At 70.8% G+C, this 17,529-nt stretch carries 16 protein-coding genes; 7 read left to right on the top strand and 9 right to left on the bottom strand.

The features are described from left to right. Window position 1: 1 nt before the first annotated feature. Window positions 2–562, bottom strand: a complete 561-nt coding sequence (locus tag ABD357_RS41730) for an RNA polymerase sigma factor (RefSeq protein WP_425585224.1) — start codon at window positions 560–562, stop codon at window positions 2–4. Between the two features lie 193 nt (window positions 563–755). On the opposite strand from ABD357_RS41730, the gene ABD357_RS41725 reads away from it, so the two are divergent. After that, window positions 756–1,772: an aspartate-semialdehyde dehydrogenase gene (locus ABD357_RS41725; protein WP_344396785.1), complete on the top strand. Its 1,017-nt coding sequence runs from the start codon at window positions 756–758 to the stop codon at window positions 1,770–1,772. A 114-nt stretch (window positions 1,773–1,886) separates the two neighbouring features. Here ABD357_RS41725 and ABD357_RS41720 read toward each other — a convergent pair whose 3' ends face one another. After that, window positions 1,887–2,486 carry a Uma2 family endonuclease gene (locus ABD357_RS41720; protein ID WP_344396783.1) on the bottom strand — a complete coding sequence of 200 codons (600 nt, stop codon included), beginning with the start codon at window positions 2,484–2,486 and terminating at the stop codon, window positions 1,887–1,889. A 150-nt stretch (window positions 2,487–2,636) separates the two neighbouring features. Between ABD357_RS41720 and pepN the strand changes: the two genes are divergently transcribed. Then, window positions 2,637–5,234, top strand: a complete 2,598-nt coding sequence (pepN, locus tag ABD357_RS41715; protein WP_344396782.1) for an aminopeptidase N — start codon at window positions 2,637–2,639, stop codon at window positions 5,232–5,234. A 63-nt stretch (window positions 5,235–5,297) separates the two neighbouring features. Here pepN and ABD357_RS41710 read toward each other — a convergent pair whose 3' ends face one another. Both ABD357_RS41710 and ABD357_RS41705 read right to left on the bottom strand, forming a co-directional pair. Beyond that, window positions 5,298–6,563 carry a M14 family zinc carboxypeptidase gene (locus ABD357_RS41710; RefSeq protein ID WP_344396780.1) on the bottom strand — a complete coding sequence of 422 codons (1,266 nt, stop codon included), beginning with the start codon at window positions 6,561–6,563 and terminating at the stop codon, window positions 5,298–5,300. Window positions 6,564–6,666: 103 nt separating this feature from the next. After that, the gene (locus tag ABD357_RS41705) at window positions 6,667–7,752 is read right to left on the bottom strand and encodes an EamA family transporter (protein ID WP_344396779.1); all 1,086 of its coding nucleotides are present in this window, start codon (window positions 7,750–7,752) and stop codon (window positions 6,667–6,669) included. A gap of 146 nt (window positions 7,753–7,898) precedes the next feature. Here ABD357_RS41705 and ABD357_RS41700 point away from each other — a divergent pair, with 146 nt between their 5' ends. Beyond that, window positions 7,899–8,417 (top strand): MarR family winged helix-turn-helix transcriptional regulator, encoded by a 519-nt coding sequence (locus ABD357_RS41700; RefSeq protein WP_344396778.1) that lies wholly within the window; start codon window positions 7,899–7,901, stop codon window positions 8,415–8,417. 162 nt (window positions 8,418–8,579) lie between these two features. On the opposite strand, the gene ABD357_RS41695 is transcribed toward ABD357_RS41700, so the two are convergent. The 3 genes from ABD357_RS41695 to ABD357_RS41685 all read right to left on the bottom strand — a co-directional run bounded on the left by ABD357_RS41695 (window position 8,580) and on the right by ABD357_RS41685 (window position 11,557). Beyond that, complete coding sequence (locus ABD357_RS41695; RefSeq protein ID WP_344396775.1) at window positions 8,580–8,870, bottom strand: hypothetical protein; 291 nt, start codon at window positions 8,868–8,870, stop codon at window positions 8,580–8,582. A 267-nt stretch (window positions 8,871–9,137) separates the two neighbouring features. Next, window positions 9,138–11,273 (bottom strand): 4-alpha-glucanotransferase, encoded by a 2,136-nt coding sequence (gene malQ / locus ABD357_RS41690; RefSeq protein WP_344396774.1) that lies wholly within the window; start codon window positions 11,271–11,273, stop codon window positions 9,138–9,140. Then, a complete protein-coding gene (locus ABD357_RS41685) occupies window positions 11,273–11,557 on the bottom strand; it encodes a hypothetical protein (RefSeq protein WP_344396773.1) in 285 nt (94 codons plus the stop codon). Before ABD357_RS41685 ends, malQ begins: the two co-directional genes overlap by 1 nt. 213 nt (window positions 11,558–11,770) lie before the next feature. Here ABD357_RS41685 and ABD357_RS41680 point away from each other — a divergent pair, with 213 nt between their 5' ends. Genes ABD357_RS41680 through ABD357_RS41670 form a run of 3 tightly spaced genes read left to right on the top strand, consistent with a single transcriptional unit; the run spans window position 11,771 to window position 14,399 of the window. Beyond that, entirely contained in the window at window positions 11,771–12,304 is a 534-nt protein-coding gene (locus ABD357_RS41680) for a PadR family transcriptional regulator (RefSeq protein WP_344396772.1), read from the top strand. Further along, window positions 12,301–12,999: an ABC transporter ATP-binding protein gene (locus tag ABD357_RS41675; protein WP_344396770.1), complete on the top strand. Its 699-nt coding sequence runs from the start codon at window positions 12,301–12,303 to the stop codon at window positions 12,997–12,999. The genes ABD357_RS41680 and ABD357_RS41675 overlap by 4 nt, the downstream gene beginning before the upstream one ends. A gap of 23 nt (window positions 13,000–13,022) precedes the next feature. After that, window positions 13,023–14,399 carry an FtsX-like permease family protein gene (locus tag ABD357_RS41670; protein WP_344396926.1) on the top strand — a complete coding sequence of 459 codons (1,377 nt, stop codon included), beginning with the start codon at window positions 13,023–13,025 and terminating at the stop codon, window positions 14,397–14,399. Window positions 14,400–14,548: 149 nt separating this feature from the next. On the opposite strand, the gene ABD357_RS41665 is transcribed toward ABD357_RS41670, so the two are convergent. Next, window positions 14,549–15,085 carry an HNH endonuclease gene (locus ABD357_RS41665; protein ID WP_328771555.1) on the bottom strand — a complete coding sequence of 179 codons (537 nt, stop codon included), beginning with the start codon at window positions 15,083–15,085 and terminating at the stop codon, window positions 14,549–14,551. A gap of 288 nt (window positions 15,086–15,373) precedes the next feature. Between ABD357_RS41665 and ABD357_RS41660 the strand changes: the two genes are divergently transcribed. Next, a complete protein-coding gene (locus ABD357_RS41660) occupies window positions 15,374–16,387 on the top strand; it encodes a mechanosensitive ion channel family protein (RefSeq protein WP_344396769.1) in 1,014 nt (337 codons plus the stop codon). Window positions 16,388–16,669: 282 nt separating this feature from the next. On the opposite strand, the gene ABD357_RS41655 is transcribed toward ABD357_RS41660, so the two are convergent. Continuing rightward, window positions 16,670–17,524 (bottom strand): NAD(P)H-binding protein, encoded by an 855-nt coding sequence (locus ABD357_RS41655; protein WP_344396768.1) that lies wholly within the window; start codon window positions 17,522–17,524, stop codon window positions 16,670–16,672. Window positions 17,525–17,529: the final 5 nt, after the last annotated feature.

Raw genomic sequence — 17,529 nt, 5'->3', positions numbered from 1 at the left:
GTCACACCACCTCGTCCTCGTGCAGGCGGGCGCGCAGCGCGCGGACCGCCGTGTGCAGCCTGCTCTTGACCGTGCCCTCCGGGATGCCGAGCTCCTCGGCGATGCCGCGGACCGGCAGATCGGCGTAGAAGCGCAGGACGAGGATCTGCCGCTGGGCGTCGGGCAGCTCGTCCAGGCCCTGGGCCACGGCGAGCGAGAGCACCTTCGTGTCGTCGCCCGAGGCGTCGACGGGCTCCAGGTGGCGCAGCGCGGCGAGACGTTCCCCGATCCGCTCCTGCCGGCGCCTGGCCCGGTGCCAGTCCATCGCCAGGTTCGACGCCACGACCGCCACCCACGCGGACACGTCGCGCGGTGCCTCCGCCCCGCTGGCGGCCCGCTCCAGGAGCCGCAGCCGGACCTGCTGCACCCCGTCCGGCAGGTCCGACTGCGGTACGCCGCCGAGTGCGAGCACCGCACGCACCCGGCGTTCCTGGGCCGCGTCCAGCGGATCGTCCGCCGGAGCGTCGCTCCCCAGGCCGTCGCTCCCCTGGCCGCGGCGGCTTTTTCTGCGCAGCACAGCCACCCCTCCCCTCGCCACTGCCTCTACGACGCCGGTGCGGGCCAAAACGTTCGACCGAGACGTACGTCACTTCGTGCGGGCGCACACCGTCCCACTCCTCGGGCAGGAGCACAAAGGATTGGACAGGCGGGCCGGTGTGGGACGCATGATGGAACGCTGCCGCCCAGTGATGCACAGGTAAAGGGAGAGAGTCGCCGTGAAGGTAGGAATCGTCGGAGCCACCGGTCAGGTCGGCACGGTCATGCGCAGGATCCTCGTGGAGCGGGACTTCCCGGTCTCGGAGCTGCGCCTGTTCGCCTCGGCCCGCTCGGCCGGGTCGGTCATCGACGGTGTGACGGTGGAAGACGCTTCGACGGCGGACTACTCCGGCCTGGACATCGTGCTTTTCTCGGCGGGCGGCGCGACGTCGCGGGCGCTGGCCGAGAAGGTCGCCTCGCAGGGCCCGGTCGTGATCGACAACTCCTCCGCCTGGCGCAAGGACCCGGACGTACCCCTGGTCGTGTCCGAGGTGAACCCGCACGCGATCGTGAACCGCCCCAAGGGGATCATCGCGAACCCGAACTGCACGACGATGGCCGCGATGCCGGTGCTGAAGCCGTTGCACGAGGCGGCGGGCCTTGAGGCGCTGGTCGTCGCGACGTACCAGGCGGTGTCCGGCTCGGGCCTCGCGGGCGTGGCCGAGCTGCACGGCCAGGCCCAGAAGGTGATCGCCGACGCGGACAAGCTGACGCACGACGGTTCGGCGGTGGACTTCCCCGAGCCGCAGGTCTACAAGCGCCCCATCGCCTTCAACGTCCTCCCCCTCGCGGGCTCGATCGTCGACGACGGCCTGAACGAGACGGACGAGGAGCAGAAGCTCCGCAACGAGTCCCGCAAGATCCTGGAGATCCCCGGCCTCAAGGTCTCCGGCACCTGTGTCCGAGTCCCCGTCTTCTCGGGTCACTCCCTCCAGGTCAACGCCCGCTTCGCGCGTCCGCTGAGCGTGGAGCGCGCGACGGAGCTGCTGGCAGGCGCCCCCGGCGTCGCTCTGTCGGACATCCCGACCCCCCTCCAGGCCGCCGGCCAGGACCCGTCCTTCGTAGGCCGCATCCGCGCGGACGAGACGGTGGAAAACGGCCTGGCCCTCTTCGTCTCCAACGACAACCTCCGCAAGGGCGCGGCCCTGAACGCGATCCAGATCGCGGAGCTGGTGGCAGCAGAACTCAAGGGCTGACACCTGCCCGATTGAGGAAGGGGCGGTCACCGTACGGTGACCGCCCCTTCCTCATTTCCTCACGCCAGGATCGTCCCGTGTCTGCTCCGCCGCCGTTCGGCTTTCCCGAACCGGTCACCGCCGTGGCTTCGGCGGGTAGAGCTTGAACTGCGTGGTGTCCAGGCTGAAGCCGAACGGATCCGGAAGCTCGACGGGGTCGCCGAACGTGAACGGGTCCGACGTGCGGTAGCGGAGCTTGTGCGGATCCGGATCGGAGCACAGCTCCATGGTGCCGTCGTTCGGGTCGACGAGCAGGTAGAGCGGGATCTCGCTCATCGCGTACCACATGCGCTTCTTGATGTAGTCGCTGTCCTTGTCCGTCGAGACCACCTCGACGACCAGGTCGACGCGGTCGGCGGGCAGCGGGTTCCGGTTGTCCGAGATCTTCTCGAAGGTCGTGACGGTCAGGTCGGCCTTCGGCTCGAAGCTGGAGATGTCGGAGATCAGCGCCTGCTCGGCCAGAACCACCCAGCCCTTCTCATCGAGCTGTGTGGCCAGCTTGGTCACGATGAAGTTGTGCAACGGCGCTGCGGATGCCTGCATGACGATCTTTCCGTCGATGAGCTCGATCTTGAGCTGATCGAGCTCGGGGATCTCTTCCAGAAAGCGCAGCAGTTCGTGTCCGGTCTCGCCTCGCACGGTGTCCTCGGCTGTCTCGTGATGCATCAGTGTCATCGCGGCGCCTCCTTCCAGGCCGGAGCGTGGGGGCGGCGGCGTCCCGCTGCTCCACGGTAATCGCAGGACAGCACTATCGGGTGAATCCGACGCGGCATGGAAGGATGGTCGAACCGTTACATACGAGGACCGCACCGAGGAGATGACCGCGTGCCTGGCACAAACCTGACCCGTGAAGAGGCGCAGCAGCGGGCGAAGCTGCTCACCGTTGACTCGTACGAGATCGATCTCGACCTCTCCGGCGCGCAGGAGGGAGGCACCTTCCGGTCCGTGACGACGGTGCGCTTCGACGTCGCCTTGACCGGTATGGATTCCTTCATCGATCTGGTGGCTCCGACCGTCCACGAGGTCACCCTCAATGGGGACGCACTCGATCCCGACGAGGTGTTCAAGGACTCCAGGATCGCCCTGCCGGGGCTGCTGGACGGTCGCAACATCCTGCGGGTCGTCGCCGACTGCGCGTACACCAACACCGGTGAGGGGCTGCACCGGTTCGTCGACCCGGTCGACCAACAGGCCTACCTCTACACCCAGTTCGAGGTCCCGGACGCCCGCCGCGTGTTCGCGTCCTTCGAGCAGCCCGACCTGAAGGCCACCTTCCAGTTCACCGTGAAGGCCCCCACCGGCTGGACCGTCATCTCCAACTCGCCGACGCCCGAGCCCAAGGACGACACCTGGGTCTTCGAGCCGACGCCGAGGATCTCCACGTACATCACCGCGCTCATCGTCGGCCCGTACCACAGCGTCCACAGCGTGTACGAGAAGGACGGGCAGACCGTTCCGCTCGGTATCTACTGCCGGCCCTCCCTCGCCGAGTACCTGGACTCGGATGCGATCTTCGAGGTCACGCGGCTGGGCTTCGACTGGTTCCAGGAGAAGTTCGACTACGCGTACCCGTTCAAGAAGTACGACCAGCTCTTCGTGCCGGAGTTCAACGCGGGCGCGATGGAGAACGCGGGCGCGGTCACCTTCCGCGACCAGTACGTCTTCCGGTCGAAGGTGACGGACGCGGCGTACGAGATGCGCGCCGAGACCATCCTGCACGAGCTGGCCCACATGTGGTTCGGCGACCTCGTGACCATGGAGTGGTGGAACGACCTGTGGCTGAACGAGTCGTTCGCGACGTACACATCGATCGCCTGCCTCGCGTACGCACCCGAGTCGCGGTGGCCGCACTCGTGGACCACCTTCGCGAACCAGATGAAGACCTGGGCGTACCGCCAGGACCAGCTCCCGTCCACGCACCCGATCATGGCCGAGATCCGCGACCTGGACGACGTCCTCGTCAACTTCGACGGCATCACGTACGCGAAGGGCGCGAGCGTACTGAAGCAGCTCGTCGCGTACGTCGGCATCGACGAGTTCTTCCGGGGTGTGCAGGCGTACTTCAAGACGCACGCGTACGGGAACACGCGGCTGTCCGACCTGCTCGGCGCCCTGGAGGAGACCAGCGGGCGTGACCTGAAGAACTGGTCGGAGAACTGGCTCCAGACGGCGGGTATCAACATCCTCCGTCCCGAGATCGAGACCGACGCGAACGGCGTCATCACCTCCTTCGCCATCCGCCAAGAGGCCCCGGCCCTGCCCGCGGGCGCCAAGGGCGAGCCGACGCTGCGCCCGCACCGCATCGCGATCGGCCTCTACGACCTGGACGGTTCAGAAGGCGCGGGCGGCAAGCTGCTGCGCGACCCCGAGGGCGGCCGCATCGAGCTGGACGTCGACGGTGAACTGACCGCCGTACCCGAACTGGTGGGCAAGCGCCGCCCCGACGTCGTACTCCTCAACGACGACGACCTCTCGTACGCGAAGGTCCGCCTCGACGAGCAGTCGCTGGCCTTCGTCACGGAGCACTTGGGCGACTTCGAGGCGTCCCTCCCCCGCGCCCTGTGCTGGGCCTCGGCCTGGGACATGACGCGCGACGCGGAACTCGCCGCCCGCGACTACCTCTCGCTCGTGCTGTCCGGCATCGGCAAGGAGTCCGACATCGGCGTCGTGCAGTCGCTGCACCGCCAGGTGAAGCCGGCCCTCGACCTGTACGCGGACCCGGCCTGGCGCGAGACCGGCCTGACCCGCTGGACCGTGGCCACGCTGGAGCACCTGCGCGCGGCCGAGCCCGGCAGCGACCACCAGCTGGCCTGGGCGCGCGCCTTCGCGGCGACGGCCCGTACGCCGGAACAGCTGGACCTCCTGGAGGGGCTGCTCAGCGGCAGCGAGACCATCGAGGGGCTGGCCGTGGACACCGAGCTGCGCTGGACGTTCGTGCAGCGGCTCGCCGCGACGGGCCGGTTCGACGAGGCGGAGATCACCGCCGAGTACGAGCGGGACAAGACGGCCGCCGGTGAGCGCCACGCGGCGACCGCACGGGCCGCCCGTCCGACCGAGGCGGCGAAGGCGGAGGCCTGGGCCTCGGTCGTCGAGTCCGACAAGCTGCCGAACGCCGTGCAGGAAGCGGTGATCAGCGGCTTCGTCCAGACCGACCAGCGCGAACTGCTCGCCCCGTACACGGAGAAGTTCTTCGCGGCGGTCAAGGACGTCTGGGAGTCCCGCTCCCACGAGATGGCCCAGCAGATCGCGGTCGGCCTCTACCCGTCCGTACAGGTCTCCCAGGACACCCTGGACCGTACGGACGCGTGGCTCGCCTCCGCCGAGCCCAACGCGGCGCTGCGCCGGCTGGTCTCGGAATCCCGCTCGGGCGTGGAGCGCGCGCTGAAGGCACAGGCTGCGGACGCGGCCTCCTCGCACGAGTAGTACAGGTGTAGTAGCTGTAGTCCGTAGCGGACGGGGCGCCCGGTGTCGTACCGGGCGCCCCTTTCACCTGTCCAGGAGCTGCTGGGCCAGCCGGAGCATGGTGCGGGTGTGCAGCGCGGTCTGGCGGTGGACCGGTACCCAGCGGGCGTCGAAGGTGGCGTCGAGCTCGCGGCTCCAGTCGCTCACCAGGGCATCGAGGGCCTCGATGGCGGCCGTACCCGTCGCCGCCTCGCCGAAGGCGCCCCTCATCATCGCCGCCGCGCGCAGCGGGATGCGGCGGGCCGCGATGCCGAGGGAGACGGAGTTGCCGACGGTGGTGGCGAGTTCGGCGTCGCCGAGGCCCCGGGCGTCGTGCGTGGTCCAGGTGTCGACCACGCCGGGGCCGATGTCCATGAGCTCGCGGGCGGCCGTGTAGAACGGCAGCCGGGCGGGGTCCCGGGGCGGCCGGTCGGCCAACGGGCCTAGTACTTCCTCCAGTTGCTTGGAACGGCTGAGCAGGATCTCCGAGGCACGGTCGATCTCCCGTCCGGGGTCGGCGACGCGGCTCGGGTCGCTCACGGCCGCCACGCTCCACAGGGGAGCCTCGACGACGGCCGACACGGTGCCGTGCCGCATCGCGTACGTCCAGGTGGAACGGGAGGTGTAGCCGGACGGATCGCGTTCGTCGGCCGGGCTGCCGTCGGGCCGGACGAGCACGCCGGGACTGTCGACGAACCAGCCCATGCCGTCGAACGGCCGGTATTCCAGGGGTATTTGGAGCTCTGCCGCCACAGCGCGGAAGGCGTCCGGCGCGCCGGGCACGGGACGGGTGAGTTGCAGGAACGATCCGCCTGCTTCGACGCCGTGCAGCGAGAACTGCACGACGGGACGCAGCTCGTCGAGGAGCCGCGCGAGCGCTCGGGACTCCGGCAGGAGCGGACGCGGATCGGCCTCGACGGGCGGGAACTCCGGCTGTCCGGCGAAGGCGGGCCGGTAGAAGCCCCGGTAGTACTCCTCCAGCGTGGGCCGCTCGGCGAACCGGCGCTCGGCGAGCGCGGCACCGTCGGGATCCAGGCACAGCAGGAAGTGCCAGGTGCAGCCCCACTCTTCGAGGACACCCGGGTCGCGTACGAACTCCTCGGCCAGGGCCAGCGCGGACACCCCGCCGACGGGCTCGTTGGCATGCGCCCCGGCCACGGTGAGCACCTGCCGCTCACCCCGCCCGAACGACAGCACCCAGAGCGGCCGTCCGGCCCGCGACTCCCCGGCGCTCCGCAGCCGCACCACCCCGGGACGGGCCACCACCATCGCCCGCGCCGCGCGCGTCAGCTCGTCGACAGTGAGGATCACGCCCCCAACTCCTCACTTCCGCACGGATGTCGAGCGTTCATGACGGCCGATGGGGTCCGGTGGACCACCGCCTCGTCAAGGCTCGATGTGCCGCGTCAGGGAGTCAAGGGCGCGGTCCTGGGGAGCGGAGGGGGCTTTGGGGCGGCCGGGGCGGAAGTGCCGGGGTTCGTGTCGTCGCCGGGGCAGGCCGATCCTGCGGTCCGGGCATCCGCGCCGAGGCAGGCCGCTCCTGCCGACCGGGCGTCTGCGCCGAGGCAGGCCACGCCGTCCTCCCGCGCGCCGCCACCGCCGGAGAAACTCCGGCCCGCTCGCGGAGCTTCGTACGCGGTCCGAGCTGTCCCACCACCGTCGCCGCGAACGCCAGCGCCATACCCGCCAGTTGGACGGTGCCGAGCGACTGACCGAGCGCGACCCAGCCGACGACGGCCGCGGTCAGCGGGGAGAGCGGGCCGAGGAAGGTGACCTGGGTGGCGGCGAGGCGGCCGATGCCGCGGAACCAGAGCCAGTACGCCACCGCCGTGTTGGCCAGCGCGAGGTAGAGGTAGCCGCCGATCGCCCGGCCGTCGAGCGCGGGCGGTGCCCCCTCGACGAGCAGCGCGAGCGGAGCGATCAGCAGGCCGCCCGCGGTCAACTGCCAGCCGGTGAGCGCCAACGGGCCCACGCCCTCCGGCCGCCCCCACCTCTTGGTGAGCACCGTCCCGGCAGACATCGACGCGGTCGCGGCGAGCGCTGCCGCGACCCCTATGACGTCCAGCGCACCCGCCGCCTTGAGCACGACGAGGCTGACGCCGAGGGCCGCCGCGATGCCGGTGAGGAGCGTACGGACGGTCGGGCGCTCGCCGAGCAGGAGCGCCGCGAGGCCCGCGACGAACAGCGGGCCGACGGAGCCGACGACCGCCGCCAGGCCGCCGGGCAGGCGGTAGGCGGAGAGGAAGAGCAGCGGGAAGAAGGCTCCGATGTTCAGCGCGCCCAGGGCCGCCGCCTTCCACCACCACACGCCGCTGGGCAGCTTGCGGGCGACGGCGAGCAGGACGAGTCCCGCCGGCAGGGCCCGGATCAGGCCGGTGAACAGTGGGCGGTCGGCCGGCAGGAACTCCGTGGTGACGGCGTAGGTGGTGCCCCAGGAGATGGGAGCCAGGGCGGTGAGGGCGATGGTGAGGGGGGCGGCGAGCGTGGTGGGGCGGTTCATGACCGGCTCCAGAGGGCGGCGGGCAGGCGGGTGGCAGGGCGGACGGGGCAGACCGAAAGGGCTTGGCGCTAAGTAGCTTAGCCATAAGCTACTTAGCGTCAAGCTACTTTCTTGCGAGTGACTGGCCCGGCACGGATACTCCCCTCATGAGCAGCACGCCCAAGACCCCCCGGGACGCCGTCGACGCGATCATCGACCAGTGGGCCGTCGTACGACCCGATCTGGACACCGCCGCGATGGAGGTGTTCGGTCGCGTCTACCGGCTCTCACGGACCATGGGCGACCGGATGGACAAGGCGTACGCCCGGTTCGGGGTCTCGCGTGGCGAGTTCGACGTACTCGCCACGCTCCGGCGGTCCGGCGCCCCGTACACCCTCTCGCCCCGCCGGCTCTCGGAGTCGCTGATGCTGACCACCGGGGGCATGACGGGGCGGCTCGACAAGCTGGAACGGGCCGGTCTCCTCCGCCGGTCTCCCGACCCCCACGACCGCCGGGCCCTCCAGGTCACGCTCACGAACAAGGGGCTGGCGATGATCGACGACGCACTCGAGGCCGGACTGGCCCTCCAGACGGAGGCACTGTCGGCGCTCGACGACGAACAGGCCGGCCAGCTGGCCGACCTGTTGCGTCAGTTGCTCGCGGGCACGGTCACCCCACAGCCGTAGCCAACGCCTCCTCGATCTCCTCCGGGCAAGGCGCCGAAGGAGAGGCGGGAGTGCCCCTCCGGTGAGAACACGTCGAGGGCGCCGTCCTCGCCCACGTACCGCGAAACCTGCGTACGTGTGCGAGGGCGGCGCCCTCGACAGAAAACTCGGAGAGGACCGAGGTCAGGAGGCCTGCACCTGGTCCTCGCCCTGCATCCTGCCCTGCGCCTTGCCGCCGGGCTTCGGCTGCCGGTCCGTCGACCTGTCCAGGACCATCACCAGGCCGGCGATGACCGCGAACAGCGCGATCGGCGCCATGACGTACAGGCCCAGCGTCTCGATGACGCTCAGGCCCTGGCCGGGGTCGTCACCGTCGTCGGGGATCAGCGCGAGGGCGGGGGACGACGTGAGCAGCATCATCAGCGTCGTGCCGGCGGCCAGGGTGCCGGCTCGCAGGGCGTTCTTCTTGTCCACGGGCCCACGGTAGCCAACGGCTCCCTCGTGCGCTCGCCCGGGGTGCGTTTACCTTGGCCTGCGCCCACACCCCGCTGCCTCCGCCGGGTGGGCGCCTGTGGGTGGGCGGGGGTTCTTTCCCCAAGCCCGCCCCTTCCCGAAACTGAGGGCTGCGCCCCCAGGCCCCCGCCAGGGGGTGGGAGTGACAGTCGTGTCGCGGCTGCGGGTGCGTCGTGGCTTGTCGCGCAGTTCCCCGCGCCCCTTTGGGGCGCTACCCGGACCCCGCTCTTACGCGGCGCCCGGCGCTCTCCCCCGCACCACATCCAACAACGCATGCAGCCTGGGTGAGGCCGCCAGTTCCTCCAGTGTCACCGGGTGGCCCTCCGCGTCCGCGATCGGCAGGCGCCAGTTCGGGTACTGGTTCCAGGTGCCGGGGACGTTCTGGGGGCGGCGGTCGCCGACCGTGTCGGGGAGCCAGATGCCGATCATGCGGGCGGGGGTGCGGAGCAGGAAGCGGTGGACGGCCTGGATCTCCGCCTCCTCCGAGACTGCGGCTCCGCCGCCGAGGCCGTCGAGGAGGCCCAGGCGGGCCAGCAGGGTCAGCCACTCCCCCGCGTCCGCGGAGGCCTCGGCGCGTTCCTCCTCCAGGGAGCGGGTCAACAGGCCCAGGCGGTCGCGGAGTTCGACGTGGTCGCCGGTGAGGCGGGCCGCGGTGGGCGGCAGATCGTGGGTGGTGGCGGTGGCGAGGCAGTCGGCGCGCCAGCGTTCGGGCGGCAGGGGCTGGCCGTCGCCCTCCCAGTCCCGCTCGAACCACAGCACGGACGTGCCGAGGACGCCGCGCTCGTGCAGCGTGTCGCGGACGCCGGGTTCGACGGTGCCGAGGTCCTCGCCGATCACCAGAGCTCCGGCGCGCGAGGCCTCCAGTACGAGGATCGCGAGCATGGCTTCGGCGTCGTAACGGACGTACGTCCCTTCCGTCGGCGCCTCGCCCTGCGGGACCCACCACAGCCGGAACAGGCCCATGACGTGGTCGATGCGCAGCGCGCCCGCGTACCTGAACAGGGCGCGCAGGAGACGGCGGTAGGGAGCGTAGCCGGAGTCGGCAAGCCGGTCGGGGCGCCAGGGAGGCAGGCCCCAGTCCTGGCCGCGTGCGTTGAAGGCGTCGGGGGGCGCACCGACGGACATGCCCGCCGCGAAGTACTCCTGCTGCGCCCAGGCGTCGGCGCCGCCGGGATGCACGCCGACCGCGAGATCGTGCACGAGTCCGACGGGCATGCCGGCGTCGCGCGCGCTGCGCTGGGCGGTGGCGAGCTGGCTGTCGGTGAGCCAGACGAGACGGCTGTGGAAGTCGACGCGGTCCATCAACTCGCCGCGGGCGCGGGCGGTTTCGGGCGAGCGGGGATCGCGCAGGCCGGCCGGCCAGGAGTGCCAGTCGGAGCCGTATCTCTCCGCGAGCGCGCACCAGGTGGCGTGGTCCTCCAGGGCCTCGCCCTCCTCGGCGAGGAAGTCGCAGTAGGCGGCGCGTCGTCCGGGCCCGAGCGGCACGTCGCGTACGAGCTCCAGGGCTTCGCGCTTGAGTTCCCATACGGCGTCGCGGTCGATCAACGCGCCTTTGTGGAGCACGGATTCACGCAGCCGGTCGGCCCGCTCCAGCAGCGTACGAACGCGGTCGCGGTCCTCGGCGTACGCGAATTCCGGGATGTCCTCGACCCGCAGATGCACCGGGTCGGGGAAGCGGCGCGAGGAGGGCCGGTACGGGGAGGGGTCGGTGGGCTCGCCGGGCACGGCCACATGCAGTGGGTTGACCTGCACGAATCCGGCGCCGAGCGCCCGCCCCGCCCAGGCCGTCAGCTCGGCGAGGTCCCCGAGGTCGCCCATGCCCCAGGAGCGCCGGGAGAGGAGGGAGTAGAGCTGGACGAGCAGTCCGTACGTACGTCCCGGCGGCGCCGGCAGCCGGGACGGGGCGACCACGAGGTGGGCGCGGGCAGTGCGGCCGTCGGGGGCGGTGGCCGTCAATTCGTGGACGCCGTACGGGAGTTGCTCGGCGGAGGAGCGGGTCTCGCCCTGCTCGGTGCGGATCCGCAGGCGGGTGCCCGCGGGCAGTGCGGTGAGAGCGGCCGGCAGCGGACCGCTCGGGCGCCCGGCCCGGGCGGTCGGCGCGGGGTCGTCCGCCGCGGGTTCCCGGTCGCCGCTCACGGCGGCGGCTCCGCTCCAGCAGACCACGGTCGGCGGCAGCAGCCGCTCCCGCAGCTCCGTCTCACGGGCCGCGAGCGACCTCTCGACGGCCTCCGGAGTCCGGGCGTCGACGCCCAGCGCGCCGAGCGTGGCGATCACCGCGGCCTCCGAGGCGGGCACCGTACGGTCCGGGGACGGGCTGTAGGAGGTGGCGACGCCGTGCAGCGCGGCGAGCCGGGACAGCGGCATCAGACCCCCGGGAAGTCCAGGCCGGCGGCGGCGCCCGTGGAGGTGGGCTCGCTCGTCAGGGGGGCGGCGTCGGCGAGGGGCGGTTCGCTGGTGAGAGGAGCGGCATCGGGCAGCGGCGGCTCACTGGTCAGCGGAGCCTCGGCGCAGGAACCCTCGGCGCTGAAGACGCAAAGGTGCAGGTCGGGATCGGCGGGCAGGCCCGCCAGGCGTTTGGAGGGGTCCTCCAGGCGGTCTTCCGGGCGTTTGGAAAGGGCCGGGAGCAGAAGCGGTGCCGATGTGGCCACGAGGGCCTCCTTGAAGATGTCGATAGTGCGGGGTCAGGGGCCCCATACCCAGTGGGCGCGGACACAGACGTAAACGAGTGGGCAACGTGTTGGTGTTCACATTCTCTCCCGGATCCGGGGTTACCACCGAGGATCTTTTTGTCGGGCCGAGTCTCGGGCGGATTTCCTGCCTACTATTCACTCAGTACATATACCGCGTACATACTGGTCCCCATGAGCACCCGCCACATCCTGCTGGGGCTGCTCGCCGGTGGGCCGAGCCATGGCTACGACCTCAAGCGACGGCACGACGAACGTTTCCCGCAAGCCCGTCCGCTGGCCTACGGGCAGGTCTACACGACCCTGCAACGCCTGGTGCGCGACGGTCTCGCCGAGGTCGACGGCACCGATTCCGCCGGCGGCCCCGAGCGGACGCGGTACCGGTCGACCGGCGAAGGGGAGCGTGAACTGGCCAAGTGGACGGGCGAGATCACGCCGCCCGCGCCCTTCGTGACGAACGAGATCTTCGCCAAGGTCGTCTGCGCGATCCTCGCCTCCACGGACCCGGACGACTATCTGCGCGCCCAGCGCGCCGCGCACATGGAGCGGATGCGGCAGCTCACGGCGGTCAAGACCGCCCAGGGCGCCGATCTCGCGACGGTCCTGTCCGCCGACTACGCCCTGTCCCATCTCGACGCCGACCTGCGCTGGATGAACACCACCGCCGCCCGGCTCACCACTCTGACCGCGGAGGTCGACGCAGCATGAGCAACGAAATGCCGCTCCTGGCAGCCCGTGGCCTCGCCAAGGCGCACGGCAGAACGAAGGCGCTGCGCGGCGCCACGATCGAACTGCGCGCCGACGAGATCCTCGCCGTCACCGGCACCAGCGGCAGCGGAAAATCCACGCTCCTGCACTGCCTGGCCGGGATCGTCCGCCCCGACGAGGGCTCGGTGGTCTATGACGGGCGGCGCCTGGACCAGCTGCCGGAGAAGCAGCTCAGCGAGCTGCGGCGCACGGAGTTCGGCGTGGTGTTCCAGTTCGGGCAGCTCATCCCGGAGCTGACCGCGATCGACAACGTGGGGCTGCCGCTGCTGCTCGCGGGAGTGGGGCGGGCCGAGGCGCACCGGCGGGCGGGCGAATGGATGGAACGGTTCGGCGTACGCGGCCAGAAGGAGCTGCGGCCGGGCGAGATGAGCGGCGGTCAGGCCCAACGGGTATCGATGGCACGGGCGTTGGTGACCGGTCCAAAGGTCGTCTTCGCCGACGAGCCGACCGGCGCGCTCGACTCCCTGGCGAGTGAGCAGGTGATGACGGCGATGGTGCACACCGTCCGGGAGGCGGGCACGACGATGCTGCTCGTCACGCACGACCACCAGGTCGCGGCGTACGCGGACCGTGAGGTGCGGCTGAAGGACGGCGTCGTCCTTGAGGACTCGGTGGACCTGGAGGTTGCCCAGTGACGACGCCGGTGAAGGCCCCGGTGATGACCTCGGTGAAGCCCTCGCTGAAGACCTCGGTGATGGAGGATCTCCGGCTCGCGTGGCAGCTCACGCGGGGTTCCGACCGGCGCGAGTGGTGGCGCGTGCTGCTGACGGCGGTGGGAGCCGCGCTCGCCACCGGCTTCGGGCTCGCGGCGCTCGGGATCGGCGCGGTGCGCGGGATCGTGGAGTTCCCGTATCTCAACGGTCTGCTGGATGAGCCGGGGGTACGTTCCGGGGTGGTCGTCGCGTTGCTGCTCCTGCTCGTGCCGGTGCTCGGGTTCCTCGCGCAGTGCGCGCGGATCGGCGCCGTGCACCGGGACCGGCGGCTGGCCTCGCTGCGCCTGGTCGGGGCGACGGCCCCGCAGGTGCGGCGTATCGCGGCCCTGGAGGCGGGCCTCGCCTGTCTGCTGGGCTCGGCTCTCGCCGCGTCGGTTGCCGTACCCCTGGTGCTGCTTCTGTGGGAGCGGCCCCCGCTGTGGCTCTGGGCCGGCTTCGCCCTGGTGACGCTGGCCGTGCCGGTCGTCGCCGCGTTGGTGAGCGTTCTCGCGCTGCGCCGGGTGGTGGCCTCGCCGTTGGGGTGGGTGCGCCGGGTGCGGCCGGAGCGCGGCGGGAGTGCCCTGCTCACGCTGGGGGCGCCCGCGCTGCTAGTGGGCGTGGCGGGCGCACTGGTCCTGACGGGGGGCCGGCAGCTGAGCTATGCCGCGTTCCCGCTGGCAGTGTTCGGCGCGGTGACGCTGACCGCTGTGGGCTCGGTCGCCATCGCCGGGGCCACGGCCAGGGTCATGGGCTGGTGGCTCGCCGCGCGGACCGGGAACCCGGCGGTACTGATCGCGGCCGAGCGCCTGCGCACCGACCCCTGGGCCGCCGCGCGCACCCACGCCGCCGTACTCCTGGTGACCATCGTGGGCGTGAGCTTCCTGGGCATACGGCAGATCCTGCTCGACGACCTGAACGGACCGGGTCACAGCCGCTCCCCCGAGGACACGGCCTTCTACACCACCGGCATCAACCTCGCGGGCGCCGCCGTCCTCGTCGCGCTGGCCATCACCCTGAGCGGTCTCGCCGTCGGCGCCGCCGAGTCACTGGCCACCCGGCGCCGGGGCCTCGCCGCGCAGGCCGCCGCCGGGGTACCGCGGGCGGTGCTCGGCCGGGCGCTGCTCCTGGAGACGGCGCTGCCACTGGCCCCGGCGATGCTGCTCGCGGGTCTCGGCGGTACGGCGGTGTACCTCGCGTACGGGATCGCGACGGACGTCTCCGTCCCACTCCTGCTGCCGCTGCTGTTCCCCCTGGCGGTGTACGCGTCCTGCCTGCTCGCCGCGGCCACGGCGCTGCCGCTGCTCAGGCGTGTGGCCCAGCCGGGCGAACTGCGCTACGCGTAGCCCCGCGTGCCGGTGCGGTTCGGTGCGGCCGCGCCCCGAAGGGCCACGGGGAACTGCGCGACCAGCCACGACGAACCCGCAGCCAACAGCCGACGCAGCCCCCCTGCTCAACCCAGCGGAGCGCTTACGCAAGACGAAGGCCCGGAGCGTCAGGCAGAGATGCCATCGATCCGGGCCATCGCGTCATCCGCGCCGTACGGCTGCAAATACGGCAGCCAGCGCGGGTCCCTATGCCCGGTTCCGATGATGCGCCAGGCCAGACCCGAGGGCGGGGCCGGTTTATGGCGCAGCCGCCAGCCGATCTCGAAGAGATGGCGGTCGGCCTTCACGTGGTTGCAGCGGCGGCAGGACGCCACCACGTTGTCCCAGACGTGCTGACCCCCGCGGGAGCGCGGGATGACGTGGTCGACGCTGGTTGCGACGCCACCGCAGTACATGCACCGGCCCCCGTCGCGGGCGAACAACGCGCGACGGGTCAGCGGAACGGGCCCCCGGTAAGGGACCCGTACGAACCTCTTCAGCCGGACCACGCTGGGTGCGGGGACAGTAACGGTTGCACTATGCATAAAGGCGCCGGATTCCTCGAGGCAGACAGCCTTGTTCTCGAGGACGAGGACGAGCGCGCGGCGGAGCGGTACGACGCCGAGTGGCTCGTACGACGCGTTGAGGACCAGGACATGCGGCACGGATGCCTCCTTGTACGCCGGCGGCGCGTGGCTCGCGCCGGGACGATCTGTAGTCAGTCTCCCCTCATGCCTGGTGGAAGCGCCACCATGTCCCGGTAACGGGCTGGGAGTGTTTTCGACCACACCGTTTTCACTTCCCCGTGTTCATCCCCAGGTGAGCACAGTCTCCCCTCGGACATTGCGACGATCCACACATGGTGCCCCGATAGTGTGTTGAGTCTGCCCGTCCGGTGACCTTCTTGTGACCCCCATGCCACGGGCGGACCGCTACGCCTGGAGGTACCTGCCGTGTTCTTGTCCGTCCTGTCGGCCGCCGATCCCACAGACGAACCATCGGCTCCCTCGCTTCAGGACGCCCAGGAAAGCGCGAGCAACGCCGCGAGCTGGGTGGAGCAGAACTGGTCGACGTGGCTCAGCATCGGGCTTCGTGTCCTGCTGATCCTCGTGATCGCAGGCGTCCTGAGAGTGGTGATCCGGCGGGCCATCACCAAGCTGATAGACCGCATGAACCGCACCGCCCAGGCCGTCGACGGCACCGCGCTGGGCGGTCTCCTCGTCAACGTCGAGCGCCGCCGTCAGCGTTCTCAGGCAATCGGTTCGGTACTGCGCTCGGTGGCGTCCTTCCTGATCATGGGCACGGCCGGGCTGATGATCCTCGGCACGTTCGAGATCAACCTGGCCCCACTGCTGGCCTCGGCGGGTGTGGCGGGCGTCGCAATCGGTTTCGGTGCGCGGAACCTGGTGACCGACTTCCTCTCCGGCGTCTTCATGATCCTGGAGGACCAGTACGGCGTCGGGGACAGCATCGACGTCGGGGTGGCCACCGGCGAGGTGATCGAGGTGGGGCTGCGCGTGACCAAGCTGCGCGGCGACAACGGCGCGATCTGGTACGTGCGCAACGGCGAGGTCAAGCGGGTCGGCAACCTCAGCCAGGGCTGGTCGACGGCACACGTGGACGTCACGCTGCGCCCGGAGGAGGACCTGGACCAGGTCCGGTCGATCCTCACCGAGGTGGGCGAGGCCATGGCGAAGGACGAGCCGTGGAACGAGACGCTGTGGGGCCCGGTGGAGGTCCTCGGCCTGGACAGCGTGCTCCTTGACTCGATGGTGGTGCACGTCTCCGCGAAGACGATGCCCGGCAAGGCCATCGGCGTCGAGCGCGAGCTGCGCTGGCGCGTCAAGCGCACCTTCGACGCGGCCGGCATCCGCATCGTCGGCGGCATCCCGGGCCAGCCGGACGAGGGCGCGGCTTCCTCCCCTGTGGATGTGGCACCCCCGTCAGCACACGCGAGCACGGCGTAGCCGCAGCCGCAGGCGGCTACGCAGCTCTCTCCCGCACCGGCGGCTTCGGCTTCGCCGAACGTGGCGAAGTAGCGGCTTGCACTTGTACGGGGATGGCGGCGCCCGGAGGGTTCTGGGCGCCGCTTCGTTGTGTGCGTGGTGGCCGCGGTAAACGAACCGGCATGCTCGTTCGAATGATCGCTCGCGGAATTCCAGGTCACCAGCCGACCGAGCTCGACGAGTCGTACCGCAAGGCCCACAAGGGCTGGTACCCCATCGACATGATCGCCTTGGCCGGCGAGGTCACCCCGACCCCGAGGGCCCGCTCGTCCGCGCCGAAGCGCTGGCTTCCGGTCTCGTGGCGGTCGCGGCCGCAACGGCCATGGCCACTGCGTCGCGGGCGGGGCGGTCCAGGAGGTCCGTGAGGTCGGGGGCGGTGCCGTCCAGGAAGCCGTGTCGGATGCCAGTGGCGATCGAGGCGAGCATGGGCGGCTGGAACGGCAGCAGCCCCGGGGTCTCGTGGAGGAGCCTGCGCCGGTACTCGGCCAGGCTGATGGTGCGGTGCGGGACCCCGAGCCGGTCGGCCACCTGTCGCGCCGTGATCGGCGTGCCGACGAGGTCGTAGACGCGTCCGCTGTGCCGTGTCGGATTCGCCGCAACGATCGCCGCCGCATCGGCGAGATCCTCTCGCGCGACCGCGGCCAGGGCACCGTCCCCGAACGCAGACTCCACACCATCGCCGGCCCATATCAGGAGACCGCCGAAGAGTTCGGCGTAGAGGCCGTTGCGCAGGATCGTCCACGGCAATCCGCTTGTCCGGACAAGGCGTTCGGTCACACGGTGCGCGAGCGCGAAACCGAGATGGTCACCGGCACCGGTCAGGCTTGTGTAGACAACGTGATGGACGCCATCGCGGACGGTGGCGTCAAGGATGGCCGCATGCCGCGCGACGACCTGGTCGTCCTCGGCATAACCGGCGGAGATCAGCACCAGGTCCGACACACCGGCGAGATCGAGGCCCCCATGGTCGTCGAAGTCGAGACGCCGCATTCCCTCGCTGGGCGTGCGGCTGCCGCCCTTCGCGACGGCGCCACGAGCACGCAGCGCCGCAAGAGTGGCCGAGCCCAGATTCCCGTTCGCTCCGGTCACCAAAATCATGTCAA

Origin of the sequence: Streptomyces vastus (assembly GCF_039532825.1) — a bacterium.
GTDB classification, from domain to species: domain Bacteria; phylum Actinomycetota; class Actinomycetes; order Streptomycetales; family Streptomycetaceae; genus Streptomyces; species Streptomyces vastus.
Note: the sequence above shows the minus strand (reverse complement) of the source record. Positions and strands in the feature narration are given on the sequence as shown.

Bases quoted from the DNA above. Each gene is read 5' to 3' on its own strand.
- ABD357_RS41670 (WP_344396926.1), top strand. From the start codon at position 13,023: ATGACCTCGGTGAAGCCCTCGCTGAAGACCTCGGTGATGGAGGATCTC.
- ABD357_RS41720 (WP_344396783.1), bottom strand. From the start codon at position 2,486: ATGACACTGATGCATCACGAGACAGCCGAGGACACCGTGCGAGGCGAG.
- ABD357_RS41705 (WP_344396779.1), bottom strand. From the start codon at position 7,752: ATGAACCGCCCCACCACGCTCGCCGCCCCCCTCACCATCGCCCTCACC.
- ABD357_RS41655 (WP_344396768.1), bottom strand. From the start codon at position 17,524: ATGATTTTGGTGACCGGAGCGAACGGGAATCTGGGCTCGGCCACTCTT.
- ABD357_RS41700 (WP_344396778.1), top strand. From the start codon at position 7,899: ATGAGCAGCACGCCCAAGACCCCCCGGGACGCCGTCGACGCGATCATC.
- ABD357_RS41680 (WP_344396772.1), top strand. From the start codon at position 11,771: ATGAGCACCCGCCACATCCTGCTGGGGCTGCTCGCCGGTGGGCCGAGC.
- ABD357_RS41675 (WP_344396770.1), top strand. From the start codon at position 12,301: ATGAGCAACGAAATGCCGCTCCTGGCAGCCCGTGGCCTCGCCAAGGCG.
- malQ (WP_344396774.1), bottom strand. From the start codon at position 11,273: ATGCCGCTGTCCCGGCTCGCCGCGCTGCACGGCGTCGCCACCTCCTAC.